Below are 20,807 nucleotides of genomic sequence, written 5' to 3'. Positions count from 1 at the left end.
AGCTCACTTAAGTGAGCTTCGGGTTTATGTTATTTAGCCTGATGATTTATCTTCAGGCGATGGTGATTGTGCTATTTTCTTGTAATCGAACTCTCTAATTGTATATCACTCATCAAAGTACGATGCACCGGACATTTTTGAGAAATGTCAAGGATACGATCGAGCTGTTCATCGGTAATATCGCCCTCCACAATAACTTCTTTTTCGATGACATCAATTCTGCTTTTGGGATCTTCACAGTTTTGGCAATCCTCGTCATGATGTTTGTTGTGGCGTAACTCTATATAGATGTCATCCACATTATCCCAGCCCTTATGGTTGACATACATTTTGATGGTCATAACGGTACACGATCCCAGTGACATCAGCAGATAATCGTATGGGTCAGGACCTTTATCTTTTCCACCATCCACCGATTTGGGCTCATCGCCCATTAATTCATGTTTGCCGGCCGTAAGTGTGGTGGTATAAGTTTCTTTTTTGGGTAGATGTGCGTGTACAATCTTTTTCTTGTCAGAATCTTTAGCCATGATGTAACATTTTTTTATGAATTAAGATCAATTGATGCGTCGGGATAGGTCAAACTTACAAAAAGAATTGTAATTCAATATTCTTATTACACCTTCTCCTGAGACATTAAGGTCATATTATTTTAACACAAACGTGATCGATTAATAACGATTAGGCTATTGTGGGATAATATAGAATCTGTTTTTTATCCCAAAAACCGAGCTGCCTATGTCCAACAAGCGATTAGTTGATATTGTTGTTCTTTCTGATCTTCATTTGGGTACAGTGGGATGTCATGCTGTGGAATTAGCAAAGTATCTTAATTCTATTGAACCCCGTCTACTTATTTTTAATGGCGATATTTTTGATATCTGGAATTTTAAAAAGTATTACTGGCCAGATTCGCATATGCAAGTGCTAAAATGCCTTTTAAGTATGATGGCAAACGGACTGATATTTATTATCTGACTGGTAATCACGATGAGGTAATCCGTAAGGTTTCAAGTCTGCAGTTAGGGCCGCTTTTTGTGAAGGATAAGCTAATCTTGGAACTCAATGGTGAAAAGTGCTGGATTTTTCATAGCGATATTTTTGATATCACCATGAAGCATACCAAGTGGGTAGCTAAAATCGGAGGGAAGGGATATGATTTGCTCATTTTATTAAATCGTGTCGTCAATTGGATGTTTGAAAAAATGGGGCGCAACAAAATTTCGCTTTCAAAACGAATCAAGGAAAGCGTTAAAAAAGCTGTGCGGTTTATTGATAACTTTGAGGTTGCAGCTATGGATTTGGCTATTCAAAATGAGTATGACTATGTGATTTGTGGGCATATCCATCAGCCAAAAATTCGGGGTTATGAAAATGAAAAAGGATCAGTCATTTATATGAATTCTGGAGACTGGATTGAAAATTTGACGGCCTTAGAATATGACGATGGAGAATGGTCAATGTATAAATATACCGAGGATGAATTCATAGATAAAAACAGTTCGGTAATGGTACCTATCCGCCAACGATTTAAAGATACTTCAGTTATAAAATGAACATACTTTATGGTATTCAAGGAACTGGTCATGGACATATTAGTAGGGCAAAAGAATTACTACCTGCTTTAAGTAAATATGCATCTCTGGATGTATTAATTAGTGGTGGTAAGAATAGAATTAGTGTTGATAGGGAAGTACGATTTCATAAAAAAATTAGCTTGTCTTATAATCGTGCTGGAGGTGTTTCAATACTTAAAACGCTTCAAGAGCTTCGTCCGATTAGCCTTATAAACGATATTAGCTCGATTTCACTGGATAGGTATAATTTGATAATAAGTGATTATGAGCCAATATCTGCTTGGTCGGCAAAACTGGAAAACGTCCCTTCGTTAGGTCTGAGTCATCAAGCGGCCTTTCTGTCTGATAAAACGTCTCGCCCCGCGTATAAATCGCAGTTTGCGGAGACTGTATTAAAGCATTTTGCACCAACTAATTCTGTTATAGGGTTTTCACTTTCAACGATACGATGATTTTATTGAACCGCCGATAATTCGCAGATTTATCCGCAATTTAGAAATAAATGAAGATAATCACATTACTGTTTATCTACCGGCTTTTCATCATGAGGTATTAAGGGATTTTCTTGCAACTTTTACCCAAATGAATTGGCATATATTTTCTCCTTCATGCAATACGCCTATCAGAAGAGAAAATGTAAGAATACATCCTGTGAGCAATGAGCCTTTTTTAGATAGTTTTGCTTCTTGCAAAGGGGTAATTTGTAATGCAGGATTTGAAACCTGCGCCGAAGCAATGTATCTGGGAAAGAAATTATTGGCAGTGCCTATTCAAAAACAGTATGAACAGGAATGTAATGCGGCAGCACTGGAAAAGTTGGGAGTAACAACTATAGGTTCCTTGAAAGATAAAGCCGAAAAAATATGGCATTGGCTTGAGGAGGGGGAGGTTGTCAGAATTGATGAGATTGCCGATCCCCAAAAGATAGTACAGAAGATTTTAGATTTAGGTACATCCGAGCAAAGATCAGACAAAAAATCTTCCAGTTCACTATTTCGATTAGTTAGATGAAGTTGAAATATTGTACTTCTCTTCTAAAATATTCAGGTGATGTTTTTCATGTCCCGAGATGATAAAGGCTAATGCCCGTACCGAAACGGACACTTCATTAGCCGTTCCCTTGTGTAACATTTGCTCTTTAGAGAAACTGTTAAACATACTGATGTTGGCATTCCGCAAAGCATCATATTCTGTGGATAAACTTTGCAGGCTTCGTTGATCAAAGTTGCCCTTTTGCACGTAGGATTCATGATCATATCCCGGTAGTGCAGTTTCTTCACCGCGGCTGATGCACAAGGCCCGGTAAGCCATAATGCGTTCGGTATCTATCAGGTGACCAATAATTTCTTTAACGCTCCATTTGTCATCGGCATAGCGGTAGTTTGCCTCTTCATCGGTCAGTTGCTGGATAAGGGTATAAACTTTTTGCCCTTGTTGGATGAGTGATTGAATTACGTTCGGTTGTTCAACAAGATTGATATATCCTTCATAGAAATCGCCGTACTCATCGGGTTCAGGTCTGTTTTCTTCCCAGTCTAAAAGTGCCATTTGGCTCGATTTATTTTAACTCTTGTTCTTTTGTAAAAGTACTCCTGAATAACCATCAATGTAAAATAAAAAAGGCCGGAATGCTCCGGCCTTTTAGAATCAATATGTGAGACTTCGTGCTATTTATTTACTTTATGGCTTTTGTACACTGCTTCACCAGATTTATTCCCATTAATCATTGTTTCCTGCAGATATGGATATGCGACGCTGTCGACTATCTTCCAGTCAGAATTGTGATTCTCTACGGTAACCTGTTCCCCCATCTGCGGGTTAAATTGTTTGTAACGGATGATATCCGGATAATGAGTTTCCGGATCCAATAGAAGTTTAACGTTCGAGCCATCTACCGTTACGTTAATCTTTTCATAGCTCATTCCATCAACCTCCTCAGTGCCCAAATATTGAGGATTAACACTGTCTGCATTTAGGGCAATTGAGAGAAAACTTCTGTTGAGGGTACTTTTAAGATTTTTGGCCATTTGTGGTGGAAGGGGACGTTCCTGTTCACCGACAGTCATTGTTCCTGATCCACCCTCATAATTTACCTTTATTTCACCCATAGGGCCTTTAATTGTTTGGTTAATGGCATCAGGGTAATTGATAGTCGTGGTCATGGGCATTTTACGGCCCTGCATGTTCATTTCACCGGTAAGAGAAATGCTGTTAAGCTTAGTTCCGGACTTAATAACGGAATCTGTCATTTTTGAAAGCCACTCGTTTCCTTTTTCAGCATCACCCTCAACCATCTGCTCCTCACCGCTGCCGGGTTCAGGAATGCTGATATCGATCTCATTAACATCCCCATATTTTTCAAGCTGGTCTCCAATTTCTTCTTTATTTCCGACTACAAGAATTTGCAGATTATCCGGATTTAAGTACTCTTGAGCCACAGCCTGAACATCTTCAATAGTGGTAGCTTTAACGCCTTCGATATACTGTTCAAAGGCATCAGCTGGAAGTCCGCGATATTCATTTGACATGCGTTCCCTGAGTACCTCTTCGTAGCTGTCGTACTCAAAAACCGCAGAATTGAGGATCTGATCTTTTACGTCCTGCAGTTCTTGCTTAGTGATAGGTTCTTCCTGCAGGCGTTCAATCTGTTCGATGATCGCATCAATAGCTTCGGCAGTAGTTGAGCTTTTGGTCATTACTCCAGCGAAAAACATACCTGGGTAAAAACTGTTCATGCCATATTGCCCAGAAACAGAATAAGCTAAGCCCATTTCAGTCCGTACTATCTGCATCAATCGTCCAGAAAATCCGCCACTGAGCACACGATTCATAACTTGTACTTTAGCGTAATCGGGATTATCTCGCATGCCGCCGATGTGCCCCATCATTGCAAAGCTCTGATTTACATCAGATTTTTCAATAAAGTTGATGGAGCTTTGCGGCTCGTAGTCCACTTCTGGGAATTTGAGTGTGGTTTCATCTCCGGATGGAAGTTCACCAAAGCTATTACGAAGCTTTTTCTTCATTTCTTCAGCATCGAAATCACCGACGATACCAACCATCATATTACTTGCTGAGAAGTGCTTGTCGTGGAAATTAACTAAATCTTCTCGGCTAATATTATTGATGGTTTCATATTCTGTGGTGCGACCGTAAGGTGAATTTTCACCATAGATCAGAGCTTGGAACTCTCGAATACCGATCTGCTGGGTATTATCATTACGGCGCGAAATAGAAGACTTTTGCTGTTTTTTAGCCAGTTCAATTTTGTCTTCAGGAAACTTCGGATTTGTCAGAACATCAATAAATACGGGAAGAAGGTCATCAAAATCCTCTTTTAAAACATCCATGCTGGCATTACCGCTGGTAAATCCAATACCGGTTTCAATACTGGCAGCCCGGTTTTCGAGCATAGTATTAAGCGAGTCGGCAGGATACGTTTCCGTTCCTCCAGATCGCATAACAGTACCGGTTATAGAAGCAAGGCCTGTTTTTTTATTGGGATTAAGAACGCCCCCGGTGCGAATACGTGTACTCACATTTATTAAGGGTAGTTCTTTATCCTCTACTAAGTAGAAGGTAATCCCGTTTTCGGTAGTAAAGGTTTCTACCTTGGGTTTCTGAAAATCATTGAGTTCCGGGAAGTCCATATTTTCATATGGATTCGTTGAAGTATTGTCAGACTGTTGCGAATCGGCCATTTGTTCGGTTTGCGAACAGGCGAATGCGAAAACAGCCATAAGTAAAAATAAACTTAACCTCTTCATAATAGTTGAATTATGGTTGTTCAAAATTTTTGAAAATAATGAGTTAGTTATTTGCATCGGCAACCTCCTCGTCGGATGAGTTGTCTTTTTCGTTGACGATAGCTCCTACCGTTCGATTGTCTTTGGTGAGGTATTTATTTGCTACGCGCTGGATATCATCAACAGTTACTTCGTTGAGTTTTTCGATATCCGTAAATACTTTTCGCCAGTCGCCCCGCATATTTTCGGCGGAAGCTAATGAAGAAGCCAATCCGGAGTTGGAGTCGAGACTTCGAATTAAATTTGCTCGAGCATTGGTTCGGGCTCGGTCAAGTGCCTCTTGGGATACACCCTCATTCTTAATTTCTTCAATTTCCTCAAGGATAGATGCCTCCATGGTATCTACTCCAACATTTTGGTTGGGTATAGCCAGTGTGGCAAAAAGTGTTTCATATTTTTGGCCGGGATATCCGTTAAAAGCGCTAACCTGCAGTGCAGTTTGCTCTTCTTCAACCATCCGCTCATAAAGGATAGAGGTACGCCCCCCAGAAAGAATGCTGCCCAGCAGTTGTAGGGCCTTGAAATCGGGATGATCTTGTGCGACGGTATGATATCCCATAATAAAGAATGGTTGCGATTGCCCTTGAATGGTAAACCTACGTTCTCCGCGCTGCTCGGGCTCCTTGGTATAAACGGGAGGAGGTTTAGGACCTTCTTTCATTTCCCCAAAATACTTTTTAGCCAGTTGTTTGGCTTCTTGTGGATCTACATCACCTGCAATTGCAAATGTAATGTTGTTGGGTACATAGTAGGTGTTGTAGAATTCACGGGCGTCTTCCATTGTAGTGGCTGTGATATCAGAATGCCAGCCCACGGTTGGGCGTCCATAGGGATGTGCCGTATATGCAACAGCTGCAAACTCTTCAATAAGACGTCCGATTGGTTGCGATTCGGAACGCATACGCCGTTCTTCGCGTACTACTTCTTTTTCTTTGTAAAACTCACGAAAGACCGGGTTTTTAAATCTGTCGGATTCCAGGCTAAACCAGAGTTCAAGTCGGTTTTCTGGCAAACTGTAAAAATAGTTTGTACGATCCTGATTGGTGGTGGCGTTCATGCCGGTACCACCATTGCGGTCAATAATTTCTGAGAATTCGTTATTGACCACATATTCTCCCGCTTCTTCTTGGAGGTCTTCAAATTCACTCCAAAGCGTATCCATTTTGGCGGAATCGGGTTGGGTGCTGTATTTTTCAGCTAACCATTCTTGATAGGTATTATCAAGTTCTTTGAGCACTTTCTTTTCTTTTTGCCAATTGGTGGTCCCTACGGTATGGGTCCCCTTAAAAGCCATGTGCTCAAAAATATGAGCCATCCCGGTATGTCCTACGGGTTCGTTTGCTCCACCTACATTTACATAAGTAGCAAAACTGACCACCGGTGCAACCGGACGCTCAATAATGATAAAAGTTAAACCATTATCGAGGGTAAATTCTGTTACTTTTTCTTCGAAGTCATCTAATGATTGTGCCTGGGTAGTCTGGGTAAATGAGATAACGAACAATAGTAATCCCAAAATCCAGGTACTGTGTTTTACTTTCATATGTACTCCAATTTATGATTGATAGTTTATGGTTAATGTATAGTGGAAGAGTTTATGCCCGTAATGATTTGCTAATGAATAGTTTGTTGTTTTAAACAAGATCAGACGTTTCCAATTGAGATATGTTACAGAGAAATTGATGAAGGAATTCTTCTGTATATACTTAATTTTCAAATAACATGATTTGCATAACCTAAGTAATAAAGAAAGATAAAAAGGAGTTTGTTACGATATTAAATTATTTTAATCTCTATTTTATTTTTCTGTTAAAGTGATATTGTAGATTTTTTGATAAAATTGAGACCAGTTGTTCTTTTTAGTAGTGAGCATTAAAAGTATGCTAATAATCGCCAAATTGATAAAAACTACTATATCCATGATTAAATAAAATTTATTTATCGTTAATATATGTCTGTCATATATAAATACTTCTTATAAGATGATACCGTATATATTTAGATATGAAGTAATAACATGAAAGTTTTCAAAATCTAAAAAAGCACCAGTTGCAGCTGTAACAGTACCTAATACCAAACTAACACCGTTTGTTTTCTTTAATTGGGCTCTGGTTAGAATTTCTAAATTAAAATTCAATTCACAATTGAAAGTGGTGGCTTCACCTTCAATTTCTCTCGAATGCAAAAGGTTAATAATCATCTTGAAAAGATAGTCTTTGGTATTAATTCTTTTATCACCAAGAGCTACGATTATATTAAATGTTACTTATTTTAATATTTTCTAATTAATTGGCTTATCAAATTAGGTGTCTTGTAAGAAATTGAGATTATGAGTTGTAAAAATTTCAGCAAATGTTTTCTTACATGATTATTGGTTATCTTGAACGGCTGAAAATTCCACCTTTTCATTTTAAACGGTAGAAGCGTTAACAGATGTATTTTAAGCAGATATTTGAGGAGAAATTAGCCCAATATTCCTATTTAATTGGATGTCAGGCTACGGGCGAAGCTATTATAATTGATCCCATGCGGGATATTGATCGGTATAAAAAGATAGCAGAAGATGAAGATCTGGATATTGTAGCAGCTGCTGAGACCCATATTCACGCAGATTATTTGACGGGTCTTCGTGAATTTGCCGAGCAGGGGATAAGGGTATATGCCTCTGATGAGGGAGACAAGGACTGGAAATATGAGTGGCTAATAGGTAGCGAGTACAATTACCAGCTGGTTGATGACGGTGACCGGTTTAGTATTGGAAATATCCATTTTGAAGTAAAACATACCCCGGGCCATACACCCGAGCATGTAAGTTTTACGGTAACGGATGGGGCTGCTGCCAGTGATCCTATGGGGATGCTTACCGGTGATTTCATCTTTGTCGGTGATGTCGGTCGGCCTGATTTGTTGGAGACAGCAGCCGGGCAAAAAGGAGCTATGCAGTCATCTGCGCGCACGCTGTATAAATCAGTAGAACAATTTAAATCTATGCCAGAGTATTTGCAGGTGTGGCCAGGGCATGGATCGGGTAGTGCATGCGGGAAAGCATTGGGATTAGTACCCGAGTCAACGGTGGGGTATGAGTTGCGGTATAATCCGTCTATTCAGGCATCCGATGATGAACAGCAGTTTGTAGATTTTATCCTTGAAGGACAGCCCGAACCGCCCCTCTATTTTGCCCGTATGAAACGTGATAATCGGGGAGGTCCTAAAGTACTTGGCACTCTTCCTGATCCCCAAAAAATGACTGTAGAAGGATTAGTGAACCGTGCAACGCAGGAGGGAAGTGCGGTGGTTGATACCCGGGAGCGTACTGATTTTATGGATGCACATTTAAAAGGATCGTTACTTTCTACCTATAACAAGGCTTTTAATACGGTGGTTGGATCCTATGTAAAAGAAGACGAGGATATCTACTTGGTTATTGAAGAAGATAACCTTGAAGAAGCTGTACGCGATCTGATTAGGATTGGACTGGACAACATTAAAGGATATGTAACTCCGGATGAGTTAGAACAGTATTTGGAGGGCAGCGAGTATACTGAACGAGTAGAGACAATTACCTTTGATGATGTGGCCAAGCTAATTGAGGATAGCCAATATCAGGCGCTCGATGTTAGAAAGTTAACGGAGTTTAATGGTGGACATGTCAAAGGAGCATTGAATATTGCACATACCCGTTTATTAGAGCGCAAAGAGGAGTTGGATAAAAATAAAACGTGGGTGGTTTACTGCCAGACCGGAGTCCGGGCTTCGGTTGCTACCTCTTTGCTACGCAGAGATGGGTTTGATGTTAAATATGTGAATGACAATGTAGAACCGTGGCTGGCAAATAGACAGCGTGAGGAAGGGAAAGAATAATAGTGTATTCTCTGGTTATAATATAATTTAAAGGAGAATACGGTCTATTCAGTATCTTGTTTTTCCAAATATTCGTTGGTTATTTTTCGTGTTTGTTCAGCTCCCATATATTTTTCCAGATCGTAGAGTGTAATCATTTTCTCCCCCTCGTGAAATGAGTAGGTTAAATGACCGGTTTCAATTTCTTTTTCTACATCACTGGTTTTCATATCCAACATTTCTCCAACCTCTTCCAGTGAAAACATTGAGCGCATAATGATGGTTTCTCTTTAAAAGTTAGCCGGTTAATTTATTTTGCCTCAAAGATAGAAAAATTCAACTTTTTTAATACCCTTTAAAACGGTTGTTCTGCAACAAATAGTAAAATTATTGCAATTCCTGTGCATTATTTTGGCTTTGATATTTGTCTATGATCTGCTGATGGCGAAAACATGATGTCAAATGGTCGTTAACCAATCCTGTAGCCTGCATATGGGCATATATAGTCGTGCTGCCGATGAACTTAAATCCATGTTTTTTTAAGTCTTTGCTAAGCTTGTCCGAAATTTTGGTGGTTGCTGGAACTTGGTCCATAGTTTCCCAGTGATTATGGATCGGCTCGCCATCCACAAAATCCCAGATATAGTTACAAAAACTACCAAACTCTTGTTGGATTTGAATGAATTGCCGGGCGTTATTGATGGCTGAACGTATTTTGTTTTCATTGCGGATAATATCGGGATTGGATAGAAGCTGCTGAATCTTGTTTTCATCAAATGCAGCTATTTTTTGGACATTAAAATTGGCGAAGGCTTTACGATACCCTTCCCGTTTTTTTAAGATCGTGCTCCAGCTTAAGCCCGCCTGCGAGCTTTCAAGTACTAAAAATTCAAACTGTATTTGATCATCAAAAACGGGAACACCCCATTCCTCATCGTGATATCGAATGTATTGATCAAAGGTATTTTCACACCAGTTGCATCGTTTTGGCATAATTGTGTTTTTTAGAATTAAAATCCCATTTTGGATATATATCTTTTAATGTACGAAAAAGTAAAATCTATGAAGTGGGATAAACTTATTAAAGAACGAAGTAGTCAAAGTGGTATAAGTGAAAAACTTTCGGCGCGTTTGGAGCTGCTGGCGGATTTTCTGGAAAGAATTATTGAAGATAAAGAAGATCAAGAGTTTTTAGAATTGCTGGTTACATTTCCAAAAGTTGCCCATCAGGCTTTTGATGAGCAAGATGAGGATGCGTTAGCGAAGCTGGAGTCTAAGATCACAGACCTTTCGACCGATCAAATTGCTCAATTCCTTCGATATTTTACTGTTTTCTTCCACTTGATGAATTCACAGGAGCAGCGAGAAATTACGCGCATCAACCATGAACGAGCAATGAACACGGGGCCGGATTCCCCCCGCAGTGAAAGTATTGCAGAGGCTGTTTATCATTTAAAAGAAGAGGGGTTTTCGGTTGATGAGGCGGCCAGTGTAATAGCGAAGCTCGACATCCAACCAACAATTACGGCTCATCCTACTGAGGCCCGGCGCCACAGTGTACTTACCAAGCAGCAACATATCACTGAGATGATTGAGCAGTTCAAGGCTAATGATTTAACGCCGGATGAGCGCAAGGCATTGACGCTGGATATTTTTAACGAGATATATTTGCTGCTTGCCACTGATGAAGTTCGAACGGAGCGGGTGACTGTTGAAGACGAAGTTGAAAACGGGATATTTTATTTCAGAAATGCTATCTGGCAGACGATTCCCATTTTATATGATGATCTGCGTAATGCCTTTGAGATGTACTACGATGAGGTGCCGGATTTTGATACGATTTTGCGTTATCGCTCGTGGATTGGCAGCGATCGGGATGGTAATCCCAATGTGACGCCGGAGGTTACGTGGCAGACCATTTTGGAACAGCGCAGGAATGTGATGAAGCTGTATCTGAGTGAGCTCGATGACTTGCGTCGTTACTTGAGTATTTCTCAAAATAAGTTTGATATATCGGATGAGTTGGCGGACTCGTTAGAGCGGGACGAGCAAGAAGATCCGCTTTCGGATCGCTATCAGCGGTTATACAATCAAGAGCCGTATCGTCGAAAGGTTACGCACATGATGCACAAGCTGCAGCATCAGCTTGATCTGATAAAAACGGGGCGCCCCAGTGAAGTTTTAGAGGAAGCGCAGGAATATCGGGTATCCGATTTTATCAATGATTTAGAGCTGATATCCAAAAGTTTGGAAAAATCCGGATTACAATGTGTGGCATCCCAGGGAAAGTTGAGGGATTTGCGTGTTCGAGCTGAAACATTTGGTTTTCATCTGGCAGCATTGGATATCCGGCAGCATTCTGAAAAACATGAGGCTGCTGTTGCCGAACTGCTGGAAGTAGGGCAGGTTACGGATGAATATCGATCTCTATCCGAAGAAGAAAAAGTGCAGCTGTTGACCAACGAGCTTAAAAATCCGCGGCCGCTTTCTCCGGTCCAGGCACATCTGGATGAAAATACTTCGCAGATGCTGGAAGTGTTTGAGATTATTGATCAGATGCTGACGCTGGATGAAAATAGTTTTGGTGAGTATATCATTAGCATGACCCACGGAGTAAGCGATATGCTGGAAGTGCTTATCCTGGCAAAAGAAACCGGGCTCTGGAGTTATGATGATGGCAAGGTTGAAAGTAACATTGATGTGGTTCCACTCTTTGAAACGATTGAAGATTTGGAGGAGTGCGGACGGCTTATGACTGAGATTTATGAGAGTCCTGTCTATCAGAAGCAGTTAAGTGCGCGAAATAACTTACAGGAAATTATGCTTGGCTATTCTGACAGTAACAAAGACGGTGGGTATTGGATGGCCAATTGGGCCCTTGAAAAGGCGCAGCGTGATCTTGGTAAAGTGTGTCGAGAGTATGAGGTTGATTTTAGATTATTTCATGGTCGGGGCGGCACTGTCGGTCGCGGCGGTGGACGGTCGAACCAGGCTATTTTGGCGCTTCCGCCTGTCAGTAATAATGGGCGCATTCGTTTTACGGAGCAAGGGGAGGTAATCTCATTTCGGTATTCACTTGCACCTATTACGCGCCGTCATCTGGAGCAAATCATAAATGCAATGATTCGGGTAACGGTTTCAGAACAGTCCGAAATGCAGCAGCAGTCGCAGTTTGATGAAACGATGGAACAACTGGCAACAACATCTATGAAGGGATATCGCGACCTGATTGATAATGAAAACTTCTGGAGTTGGTATATGGCAAAGACGCCCATTGAGCATATCAGTCGGTTGCCCATTGCTTCCCGACCGGTTTCGCGGGGCAGTGCCAAAGCTGCTGATTTTGAAAATCTTCGAGCTATTCCCTGGGTTTTTGCATGGACCCAGGTGCGATACAACGTGCCGGGTTGGTATGGCATTGGTGAGGCTTTACAGCAGCTACTGCAGAAAGAGGGGATGCTTGCTCAGCTTCAGGAGTGGTATGAAGAGGCAATCTTTTTTAAGACGGTACTCGATAACGCCCAGCGAGAAATGGCTCGGACGCATATTCCTACTGCCAATATTTATCATGATATCGATGATGGAGCATTCCACAACCGTATTACAGAAGATTTTGATAAAGCGGAGGATGCCATTAAGCAGATTACCGGACAAGATGAACTGCTCGATATTAATCCTGTAATCAAGAAATCAATTCGATTTCGGAATCCATTTACTTACCCGCTGAATATGATGCAAACCGAGCTTCTGGATCGGTGGAGAAACAAAGAAAAAGTGGAAAATGCCGAAGAAGAAAAGTTACGTGATGCGCTGTTCTTAAGCATCAACGGAGTAGCCGCTGCCATGCAAAGCACGGGATGATAATTAGGAATTTGGGAATTAGGAATGTAGGATATTCAATTCCTAATTCTTCATTCTTAATTTCTAATTAGTTCCTTCATCTGTCTTCGAAATTTTGGGGCCCCACCATTGGCAGGATGACGAACGGGGGTATAATTTGAAATCCCGAAGGCGTCCAAACTCTGCTCGCATTTTCGTCCTACTGCAATTATTTGCCCGTCAGAAAATAGTTCTAAAAAAACTTTAAGTGAGGGATATCCCTGCTCGAGCTCACTGTCGGTAGGAGTGCGGTTGCTGAGTAACCCTTCATCGGGATCGTACGGATGCCAGGGCAGGGCGTTCCAAAGCACGGTTTCGTACGGATCAATTCCCAGCTGATAAATCGCTTTCCACATGATGGTAGCCGTAGGTTCTGACATTCCTTTTTCATTAACCTTCGGTTTGCTGGTACGTTGTGGGTCGATGGATTGAAAAGCTCCGTCGGCCGGAATGCCGTGGACTGATTCATGATGCCCAAGTAAAATACGCTCGGAGGTCATGGCAATACCGGTAAAATGTCCGCCCTGATAGCCCAAAGCCTCAGCGATGAACAGGTACTTAGCAGTATCTATTCGTTCCTTGAGATAGTGGGTTAACTGTTTTTTACGGATGTCGGGGCCGTTACTATCTAAATCATGTTGGGGATCATTTTGATACCAGGGATTAAAAAAAGGACCATCCGGAGTATTTTTCAGAAGATTTAATAGGGAGTCAATACTGCTCATTAAAAAGATCAATCAGTTAGAATTATTGCTGTCGTGGAATCAGCCAGAGCTTTGTCTGGCGGCCGTCAATATATCGAACAGAATCGCCATCAAAAAAGGCATCTTCTTCGAGCATAATACGAATGTCTTTCTCCCATTCAGGAATTTCTACAGTAGCGTTAAGTTCAATAGAGTGAGCGGTGTTTGCATAAAGGGGATAATCACCCTTGCCCGGTACACCATCCTGTTGATCCCAAAGACCAATAGTTGGGCCGGCACCGTGACCGTGATATCCAATGGGGTGCGTATAAATACTCGGTTCGATGTTTTGGCTTATAGCTTCTTTTCGGCTTTTTGATAAAATATCGTTACCCGTTAATCCCTCTTTAAAATTATTGGTTAAAATATCCTGCAATTGATTGCCGGTTTCTAACGCTTTTTGCAATCCTTTTGGGGCTTCCGTTTCTCCGGCCTTTAAAACATAGGCATGCTGTTGAGTATCGGTGTTGAGTCCAAGATAAGTGATCCCAAAATCTACATGTAGAAGGTCGCCGGGACGTATAACATTTTCAGCGGGACGTTTTGAAAAGTTAGCTAAAAATGAGGTATCAGGCTGGGCCGCCCGTTGAACTGATACGCTTGGATGAAACCACGCTGTTAAATTGAGATCCCGAATACGCTCACGGTACCACCACTCAACATCCTTTGTCGTGGTAATGCCCGGTTGAATGACTTTCTCCGAGAATCCTTCAGCAATAATATCGTGGGCAATATGACAGATCATCGGATAGACCTGCATTTCGGGCTCAGTGCGGGTTTCGAGCCAGCCGATGGCCAGCTTTTCTCCTGATACTATTCGGTTTTGATAACGTTCGGGAAGGGCAGAAGTAAAAGCTCTATACTCAGAGTGACTAATGCCGTCGGCCAGTGCAAATGTCGAAGAATAGTTCAGCGCAATGTTATTTGGATCGCGTTCTTTTATAATTTTGACCAAGCGTTTCCACTGGTTCGGTTCTTCGTCTTTATCCCAGGCTGTTTTAAAAAATTCGCCAATGTTGTATCGAGCAACGGCCATTCGCTCTACCTCTTTGTCGTTGTCCGAAAAAACAAGTATTGTACGACGGCGCGCGGACTGCCATGTAGCGGGAAGCATCGTTTTGATAACGGGATCTTCATTATATTCACGCGCAATAATAATCCACATATCAATATTTTCTCGCTGCATGAGTTTGGGAACAATATTGTCGAGTCGATATTCGAGCCAGTTGTTCATTATTTCAGCTCGTTCCTGCATCGATAATATTTTAGCAGGGGCTGTTTGTTGCGCCGATGAAACATGTACTGTTATCAGCAAAAGAATTGAAATAAGAATATAGGACTTTGATAATATTTTCATTGGCGATAAATATTTCTTTAAAAGAGGTTAAGCAATTCTAAAAAAGCAGAAACCGCTTAAGTTTGTCAACTATCAAAAGATTGAAATGTAAATAGTTTGAGATAAGTCATTGCGTGTTGCTATTGATTTTTAAATGGATCAGTAGCTATCGTCGAAGTGATTTTGTGGAGCAATTCATCCATAAAAATTGTATTTTAGCACACTTGAACTGAAAGAATTTATTATGACTACTGATACTATTTTTGATATAACACGTACATCGTCGAGCAGAATAAATAATGTAGATCTCGATAATCCGGGATTTGGGCGTGAATTTGCAGATCATATGCTCGAGGCCGAATATCGGGATGGACGGTGGCAGCAGCCAGAAATTAAACCTTATGGATCTATTGAAATAACACCAGCCCTAAGTGTGCTGCATTATGCCCAGTCGGTATTTGAGGGTACCAAGGCTTATTATGTTGATGGAGAGACAGTAAATCTATTTCGGGTGGAAAAGAACTTTGAGCGAATGGTTCGATCTTGTGAACGAATGTGTATCCCCAAGGTTGAACGAGAAGTATTCTTAGAAGGAATTAAAGAACTTATAAAACTGGACCATAAATGGGTGCCCCAAAAGGATGGAAACTCCCTATATATACGTCCTTTTGCTTGTGCTTTTGATCCCATTATTTCTGCGCGAGTAGCAGAACAGTATCGATTTTATATTATCACATCTCCCGTGGGATCTTATTACGATCGCCCGGTGAAGTTGACGACTACCCAGCAATATGTGCGAGCTGTTAAAGGCGGCGTGGGAGCTGCCAAAACAGCTGGTAATTATGCGGCCAGTTTGTATCCGGCGCAGCAGGCTAAAAAGCAGGGATTTGATCAGGTGCTTTGGTTGGATGCCGAAGAGCATAAATATGTTGAGGAAGTGGGTACGATGAACATCTTTTTTGTCATTGATGGGGTATTGGTAACACCCAGTTTACGAGGTACTATTTTGCCCGGTGTTACGCGCGATTCAATTATTCAATTAGCTAAACATTGGGATATGCCGGTGGAAGAACGCCGCATCAGTATTGAAGAAGTGATGCAAGCTGGCGAAGATGGAAAACTGGAAGAAGTATTCGGCGCCGGAACCGCAGCCGTAGTGGCTCCGGTAGAGGAGGTCCATCACGATGGACAGTCAGTGACGTTCGATATTGAGGGCAGAGGTCCCGTTGGACAGAAGTTCTACGATGCGATTACTGATATTCAGTACGGGCAAGCCGAAGATCCATTCGACTGGATTACATCGGTCAAAGTTAATAAGTGAATAGTAAAATTGAGTAACGAGTAAAACATGATCTTTACTTGTTGCTCAGGACTAATCTACATCAGTCAGTATCCGAGTTCGCGATTCACTTTATGATTTAATTCCAAGCCCGAAAGTGCTCGCTTATAATTTTCTACAATCTGGTCAGCCACTTCATCGGGTTTGGTAATACTGGCAATGTGGGGAGTAATGATAACATTGTCCCGATTCCAGAACGCATGTTTGTTGGGGAGCGGTTCTTCAGAAAAAACATCCAGCCAGGCTCCTTGCAGAATATTACTGTCCAATGCGTAAATTAAATCTTCGTCTACCAAGTGTTCACCTCGTGCTGCGTTGATAATCCAACCACGGTCATGGATTTGTTTAAAGATATCGAGATTAAGAATGTCTTTGGTTTCATCGGTGAGAGGGAGCAGGCAAATAAGGATGTGGATATTTTCGAGAAATTTCTGTAGCCCATCTGGGCCGGCAAAAGTATTGACGCCATCAATTTCTTTGGTTGATCGGGACCATCCTGAAACCTGGTATCCCAGATGAGCTAACTGCTTGGCAGTTGGTTTGCCAAGTTCTCCCAACCCCATAACGCCCACCTGCAGTTCTTTTGGGGATGGATGATCATGGGGTTGCCATGTTCTCTGATCGTTTTGACGGATATAGTGCACAAAATTTCGCTGAATATTTAAAACGGCCGCTAAAATATATTCCTTCATCTGTTGGACCAGCGATGGGGAAACAACACGACAGATATCAACAGATTCTGGTAACGATTCATCCGAAAGCAGATGATCGGCTCCGGCTCCCAGCGAAGAAACGGCTTTAAGGTTGGGAAAGCTATCGAGCAGATGTTGGGGATGATTCCAGCATACGGCAAACTGTACTTTACTTTTGTCCTCGATGGCGGGCCAAATATCAATTTCAATATTGGGATCAACACTGTGAATTGCATTTTCCCAGGAAGAAAGATCCCGATCAGGAGCAATAAATAGTAGCGACATATTAATATATGTGAATGATTGAATTTTTAATTACGGAACAAAGTATAAAAAATAGTGGTTGTTTTTAGGCTCTTTAGGGAATGAAATATTGGTGAATCGTTTGTTACTTATATGGTGATGAAATTGGACAAAAAGGGATTGACATAAAATGGAAACTCAACTTATTATTACGTGTGAGCATGCCGGAAATAAAGTTCCGGAGGAGTTTCGACATTTGTTTGAGCATAATCCCGAAGTATTGGAGACACACCGGGGTATTGATATAGGGGCTATGGAGCTAACGAATGCTATTTCTAAGAGATTGGGAAAAGAGCCCTATTTAAATACTGTTACGCGATTGCTCGTGGATCTGAACCGCTCAACGCAAAGCCCAACTCTCTTTTCTGAATTTACCAGGGAGCAGCCGTTGCAGGTACGAGAGAAAATATTTGAGAAATACTATCGGCCCCATAGAAAAAAAATCGAAGAAAAAATTAAACAGGTGATAGCAAATGGAGAGCAGGCTATTCATGTAGGTGTTCATACTTTTACCCCCATCTGGGAAAATGAGGAGCGAGAGGTTGATGTAGGGTTTCTATTTGATCCCCGAAGTAAAGCAGAGCAACATTTTTGTTATCTTTGGCGTCATGAGTTGAGCAAGCGTTCACCAGAACTCCGTCTAAAAATGAATGAGCCCTATCGTGGTACGATGGATGGATTTACGACCTATCTACGGAGCCAATTTTCCGACAATAATTATTTGGGTTTAGAGATTGAGGTAAACCAGCGTTTTACGGAATCATCTCTGGAAGAGGAGTGGCAGCAATTGCAAGAAGACATAGCCGAATCGTTACAAGCAACCGTTCAGGTGTTCAATAGTTGATTTTTGATGTTAATAAGCCTGGATTTCTACGAGCTCATTCCATTTGGTAGTATACTTGGGGGACAAATGCTCTTGCTTCATCTGCCATGATTTTTCAATACCCGTTGACGCAAAATGAGTAGTTTCCGAACCATACTTTGTATTGATTTCATCTACCTTTTGCATCAGGTTGTGTTCACTTGTCGTATAGTGATTTTTGCTAAACAGATCTTGCTGTACTTCCGACTCCGGTAAAATTCCCGTAAACATAACAGCCGCCTTTTTGTAGCGCTGGTCACTTTGATAAAGCTTATCCAGACAGGCATGTCCGCATTTGATCAGATGAGAAGTATTGGCCGTTGGCATGCGCAAGGGGAATTCAATACCATACTTATATTTGGATTTATAATTGGAATACTTATTGGTGCGAAGGGTAACATGTAACAGGGATGCAACAGAATTTTGGGCGCGAAGTTTTTCAGCTGCAATGCTGACAAATTGGGCAATAGCTTCACTTAGATCATTATAGTCTGTAACGGCTTTTCCAAACGATCGGGAGGTCATAATGCCCTTCCGGGGGTCGCCCACCTGTTCAACATTAAGGCAAGGATCACCATTAAGCTCCATGACCGTGCGCAGCCCGGTTACGCTTAGTTTGCTGCGCACCCATTCCTTTCTGCTGATCTGTTGTTTTAGCTGAAATGCATTCTGTATTCCTTCTTTAAATAAACGCTGTGATAAACCTGTTCCAATTCCCCATATATCAGTTAGTTTTGTTTCTTTTAACAAGTTATTCAGTCGGGGATTTTCAACCAGATTTAAAACCCCATTATATTGGGGATTTGATTTGGCAGTCTCATTGGCAACTTTTGCAAGTGTTTTTGAGGGCGCAATTCCTACTGATACCGGGAGTCCCGTCCATTGCTTTACGGTTGTTTTTATTTCCTTTCCAAAATGATCCAGATCTTTGGCAATAAGTTTTGGAAATTCCATGAAAGCCTCATCTATACTATAGGGTTCCACCTTGGGCGTAAGATGCCGCAACGTTTCCATCACCCGGCGCGACATATCCCCATATAAAGCATAGTTTGAGGACTTCAACACAATATTTTTTTCTTTGATGAGATCCCTGATTTTAAATTCAGGAATGCCCATTTTTACGCCCGCTTTTTTAGCCTCATCAGATCGTGCAATAATACATCCGTCATTATTCGAAAGAATGGCAATAGGTTTGCCACGGAGTTGTGGATCAAAAACACGCTCGCACGAAGCATAAAAGTTATTGCAGTCGATCAGTGCATAAACGGAGTTACTCATAGTTGGTTGAAACGATGAGAGTGGAAATTGCTTTTATTTAATTTATAATTAGAAACGATCATTAGAAAAGAAATCTCAAATAAATTAATCCCATACTTTACAGATGGACGGTGAAAGAACGCCCCCTGTTGCTACCTATAAAAGAGATGCTCTGTTTTTATCATTAGCTGGTATATTTTTGACATCCCTGGTGTTGGGAAATGTTATTGGAACGACCAAGTTTGTTACCATATTTTCCGTTGAGCTATCTGATTGGATGTTGGATGTTATTCCCGAGCTGATCCGTGACAATGGTATTTATACAATGAGTGTGCCGGTAGGAGTCATTGCCTATCCTTTTACTTTTTTAGCAACCGATCTGATATCCGAACTGTATGGACGAAAGAAAGCCCAACTGGTAGTTTGGGTGGGATTCTGGATGAATGTGTTTATGCTGTTTCTGATGACCGTAAACCATTGGCTGCCCAGTACTGCAGGAGTAAGTGGAGGACTTCAGCTTTTTGAGGGAGTCTATGAATTTATGATTGGCAATACTATCGCCAGCATGATTGCTTACCTTGTTGCGCAGACAGTAGATGTTCGGTTGTTTCATTTTTGGAAAGATTTAACAGATGGAAAACACTTGTGGTTACGTAATAATGCATCTACTACTGTAAGTCAATTAGTGGATTCAACGGCCATTTTATCCATCCTTTACTTTGCCGGAAACCTGGGGCAAGACGTTGATACAATTGGCAAATTAGTCATCTTAATTTTGAATTCGTACCTCTTTAAATTCTTCTTCGCACTGTTCGATACGCCACTTTGTTATTTGGGGGTAAAAATCTTCCAAGAATTCGAAGAAGATCCGACTGGAAGTAGCCTTTATGAGTAATTTTATGTCCCAAAATACGGTTTAAATAACGTCAGCTTAGGTTGGCAAAAAAAGTAAAATTAATCCCAAAAAAACATTGACATATACCCCGGTTTGGTCTTACATTAGGATTCCAATTTGAAACGGGGTTGAGCCCAGAAGCAAATGAGTTCAACTCCGTTTTTTTGGCTCTAAGAAATCGGCCAAAATTGGGAAGAACAATTCGTTCTTTGACAGACTGAGAACATACAGACGATCGCACGTCGAGCCCTTGTCAGCCCCAACTTAGGTTGGGGTTC

20 protein-coding genes are annotated in these 20,807 nt (G+C 41.3%); 9 read left to right on the top strand and 11 right to left on the bottom strand.

Annotated elements, in window-relative coordinates:
• Positions 1–71: 71 nt before the first annotated feature.
• The gene (locus ACQ4LT_RS12450) at positions 72–530 is read right to left on the bottom strand and encodes an OsmC family protein (protein ID WP_445666386.1); all 459 of its coding nucleotides are present in this window, start codon (positions 528–530) and stop codon (positions 72–74) included.
• A gap of 208 nt (positions 531–738) precedes the next feature.
• Here ACQ4LT_RS12450 and ACQ4LT_RS12445 point away from each other — a divergent pair, with 208 nt between their 5' ends.
• Genes ACQ4LT_RS12445 through ACQ4LT_RS12430 form a run of 4 tightly spaced genes read left to right on the top strand, consistent with a single transcriptional unit; the run spans position 739 to position 2,588 of the window.
• Positions 739–978 (top strand): hypothetical protein, encoded by a 240-nt coding sequence (locus tag ACQ4LT_RS12445; RefSeq protein WP_445666385.1) that lies wholly within the window; start codon positions 739–741, stop codon positions 976–978.
• Positions 933–1,556: a UDP-2,3-diacylglucosamine diphosphatase gene (locus ACQ4LT_RS12440; RefSeq protein ID WP_445666384.1), complete on the top strand. Its 624-nt coding sequence runs from the start codon at positions 933–935 to the stop codon at positions 1,554–1,556. The genes ACQ4LT_RS12445 and ACQ4LT_RS12440 overlap by 46 nt, the downstream gene beginning before the upstream one ends.
• Positions 1,553–2,029 (top strand): glycosyltransferase family protein, encoded by a 477-nt coding sequence (locus ACQ4LT_RS12435; protein ID WP_445666383.1) that lies wholly within the window; start codon positions 1,553–1,555, stop codon positions 2,027–2,029. Before ACQ4LT_RS12440 ends, ACQ4LT_RS12435 begins: the two co-directional genes overlap by 4 nt.
• Before the next feature lie 4 nt (positions 2,030–2,033).
• Entirely contained in the window at positions 2,034–2,588 is a 555-nt protein-coding gene (locus ACQ4LT_RS12430; protein WP_445666541.1) for a glycosyltransferase family protein, read from the top strand.
• Here ACQ4LT_RS12430 and ACQ4LT_RS12425 read toward each other — a convergent pair.
• The 4 genes from ACQ4LT_RS12425 to ACQ4LT_RS12410 form a co-directional block, all read right to left on the bottom strand.
• Positions 2,577–3,125, bottom strand: coding sequence for a DinB family protein (locus ACQ4LT_RS12425; RefSeq protein ID WP_445666382.1), 549 nt, complete (start codon positions 3,123–3,125; stop codon positions 2,577–2,579). The genes ACQ4LT_RS12430 and ACQ4LT_RS12425 overlap by 12 nt on opposite strands.
• 119 nt (positions 3,126–3,244) lie before the next feature.
• A complete protein-coding gene (locus tag ACQ4LT_RS12420; RefSeq protein WP_445666381.1) occupies positions 3,245–5,344 on the bottom strand; it encodes a M16 family metallopeptidase in 2,100 nt (699 codons plus the stop codon).
• Between the two features lie 43 nt (positions 5,345–5,387).
• On the bottom strand, positions 5,388–6,926 hold the full coding sequence (locus ACQ4LT_RS12415; protein WP_445666380.1) for a M16 family metallopeptidase: 1,539 nt from the start codon (positions 6,924–6,926) through the stop codon (positions 5,388–5,390).
• Positions 6,927–7,358: 432 nt separating this feature from the next.
• Positions 7,359–7,583 (bottom strand): hypothetical protein, encoded by a 225-nt coding sequence (locus ACQ4LT_RS12410; protein WP_445666379.1) that lies wholly within the window; start codon positions 7,581–7,583, stop codon positions 7,359–7,361.
• Between the two features lie 233 nt (positions 7,584–7,816).
• On the opposite strand from ACQ4LT_RS12410, the gene ACQ4LT_RS12405 reads away from it, so the two are divergent.
• The gene (locus ACQ4LT_RS12405; RefSeq protein WP_445666378.1) at positions 7,817–9,244 is read left to right on the top strand and encodes an MBL fold metallo-hydrolase; all 1,428 of its coding nucleotides are present in this window, start codon (positions 7,817–7,819) and stop codon (positions 9,242–9,244) included.
• 44 nt (positions 9,245–9,288) lie between these two features.
• On the opposite strand, the gene ACQ4LT_RS12400 is transcribed toward ACQ4LT_RS12405, so the two are convergent.
• Together ACQ4LT_RS12400 and ACQ4LT_RS12395 are read right to left on the bottom strand one after the other, a co-directional pair.
• Positions 9,289–9,498, bottom strand: coding sequence for a hypothetical protein (locus tag ACQ4LT_RS12400; RefSeq protein ID WP_445666377.1), 210 nt, complete (start codon positions 9,496–9,498; stop codon positions 9,289–9,291).
• Positions 9,499–9,610: 112 nt separating this feature from the next.
• The gene (locus ACQ4LT_RS12395) at positions 9,611–10,216 is read right to left on the bottom strand and encodes a DNA-3-methyladenine glycosylase I (RefSeq protein WP_445666376.1); all 606 of its coding nucleotides are present in this window, start codon (positions 10,214–10,216) and stop codon (positions 9,611–9,613) included.
• Between the two features lie 69 nt (positions 10,217–10,285).
• Here ACQ4LT_RS12395 and ppc point away from each other — a divergent pair, with 69 nt between their 5' ends.
• On the top strand, positions 10,286–13,084 hold the full coding sequence (gene ppc / locus ACQ4LT_RS12390) for a phosphoenolpyruvate carboxylase (RefSeq protein ID WP_445666375.1): 2,799 nt from the start codon (positions 10,286–10,288) through the stop codon (positions 13,082–13,084).
• A gap of 56 nt (positions 13,085–13,140) precedes the next feature.
• Here the strand turns inward: ppc and ACQ4LT_RS12385 are convergent, their stop codons facing one another.
• A complete protein-coding gene (locus ACQ4LT_RS12385) occupies positions 13,141–13,827 on the bottom strand; it encodes a uracil-DNA glycosylase (protein WP_445666374.1) in 687 nt (228 codons plus the stop codon).
• 22 nt (positions 13,828–13,849) lie between these two features.
• Positions 13,850–15,202: a M24 family metallopeptidase gene (locus tag ACQ4LT_RS12380; RefSeq protein WP_445666373.1), complete on the bottom strand. Its 1,353-nt coding sequence runs from the start codon at positions 15,200–15,202 to the stop codon at positions 13,850–13,852.
• Positions 15,203–15,425: 223 nt separating this feature from the next.
• Between ACQ4LT_RS12380 and ACQ4LT_RS12375 the strand changes: the two genes are divergently transcribed.
• Positions 15,426–16,502 (top strand): branched-chain amino acid aminotransferase, encoded by a 1,077-nt coding sequence (locus ACQ4LT_RS12375; RefSeq protein ID WP_445666372.1) that lies wholly within the window; start codon positions 15,426–15,428, stop codon positions 16,500–16,502.
• Between the two features lie 65 nt (positions 16,503–16,567).
• Here the strand turns inward: ACQ4LT_RS12375 and ACQ4LT_RS12370 are convergent, their stop codons facing one another.
• Positions 16,568–17,497, bottom strand: a complete 930-nt coding sequence (locus ACQ4LT_RS12370) for a 2-hydroxyacid dehydrogenase (RefSeq protein ID WP_445666371.1) — start codon at positions 17,495–17,497, stop codon at positions 16,568–16,570.
• A gap of 148 nt (positions 17,498–17,645) precedes the next feature.
• On the opposite strand from ACQ4LT_RS12370, the gene ACQ4LT_RS12365 reads away from it, so the two are divergent.
• Positions 17,646–18,359 (top strand): N-formylglutamate amidohydrolase, encoded by a 714-nt coding sequence (locus ACQ4LT_RS12365; RefSeq protein WP_445666370.1) that lies wholly within the window; start codon positions 17,646–17,648, stop codon positions 18,357–18,359.
• A gap of 9 nt (positions 18,360–18,368) precedes the next feature.
• Here the strand turns inward: ACQ4LT_RS12365 and ACQ4LT_RS12360 are convergent, their stop codons facing one another.
• Positions 18,369–19,655 (bottom strand): Y-family DNA polymerase, encoded by a 1,287-nt coding sequence (locus tag ACQ4LT_RS12360; RefSeq protein WP_445666369.1) that lies wholly within the window; start codon positions 19,653–19,655, stop codon positions 18,369–18,371.
• A 103-nt stretch (positions 19,656–19,758) separates the two neighbouring features.
• On the opposite strand from ACQ4LT_RS12360, the gene ACQ4LT_RS12355 reads away from it, so the two are divergent.
• On the top strand, positions 19,759–20,529 hold the full coding sequence (locus ACQ4LT_RS12355) for a queuosine precursor transporter (protein WP_445666368.1): 771 nt from the start codon (positions 19,759–19,761) through the stop codon (positions 20,527–20,529).
• The last annotated feature ends 278 nt before the right edge of the window (positions 20,530–20,807 follow it).

The organism is Fodinibius sp. AD559 (assembly GCF_052712805.1).
The sequence above is the reverse complement of the archived record's forward strand: the minus strand, read 5'-3'. Positions and strand labels throughout refer to the sequence as shown.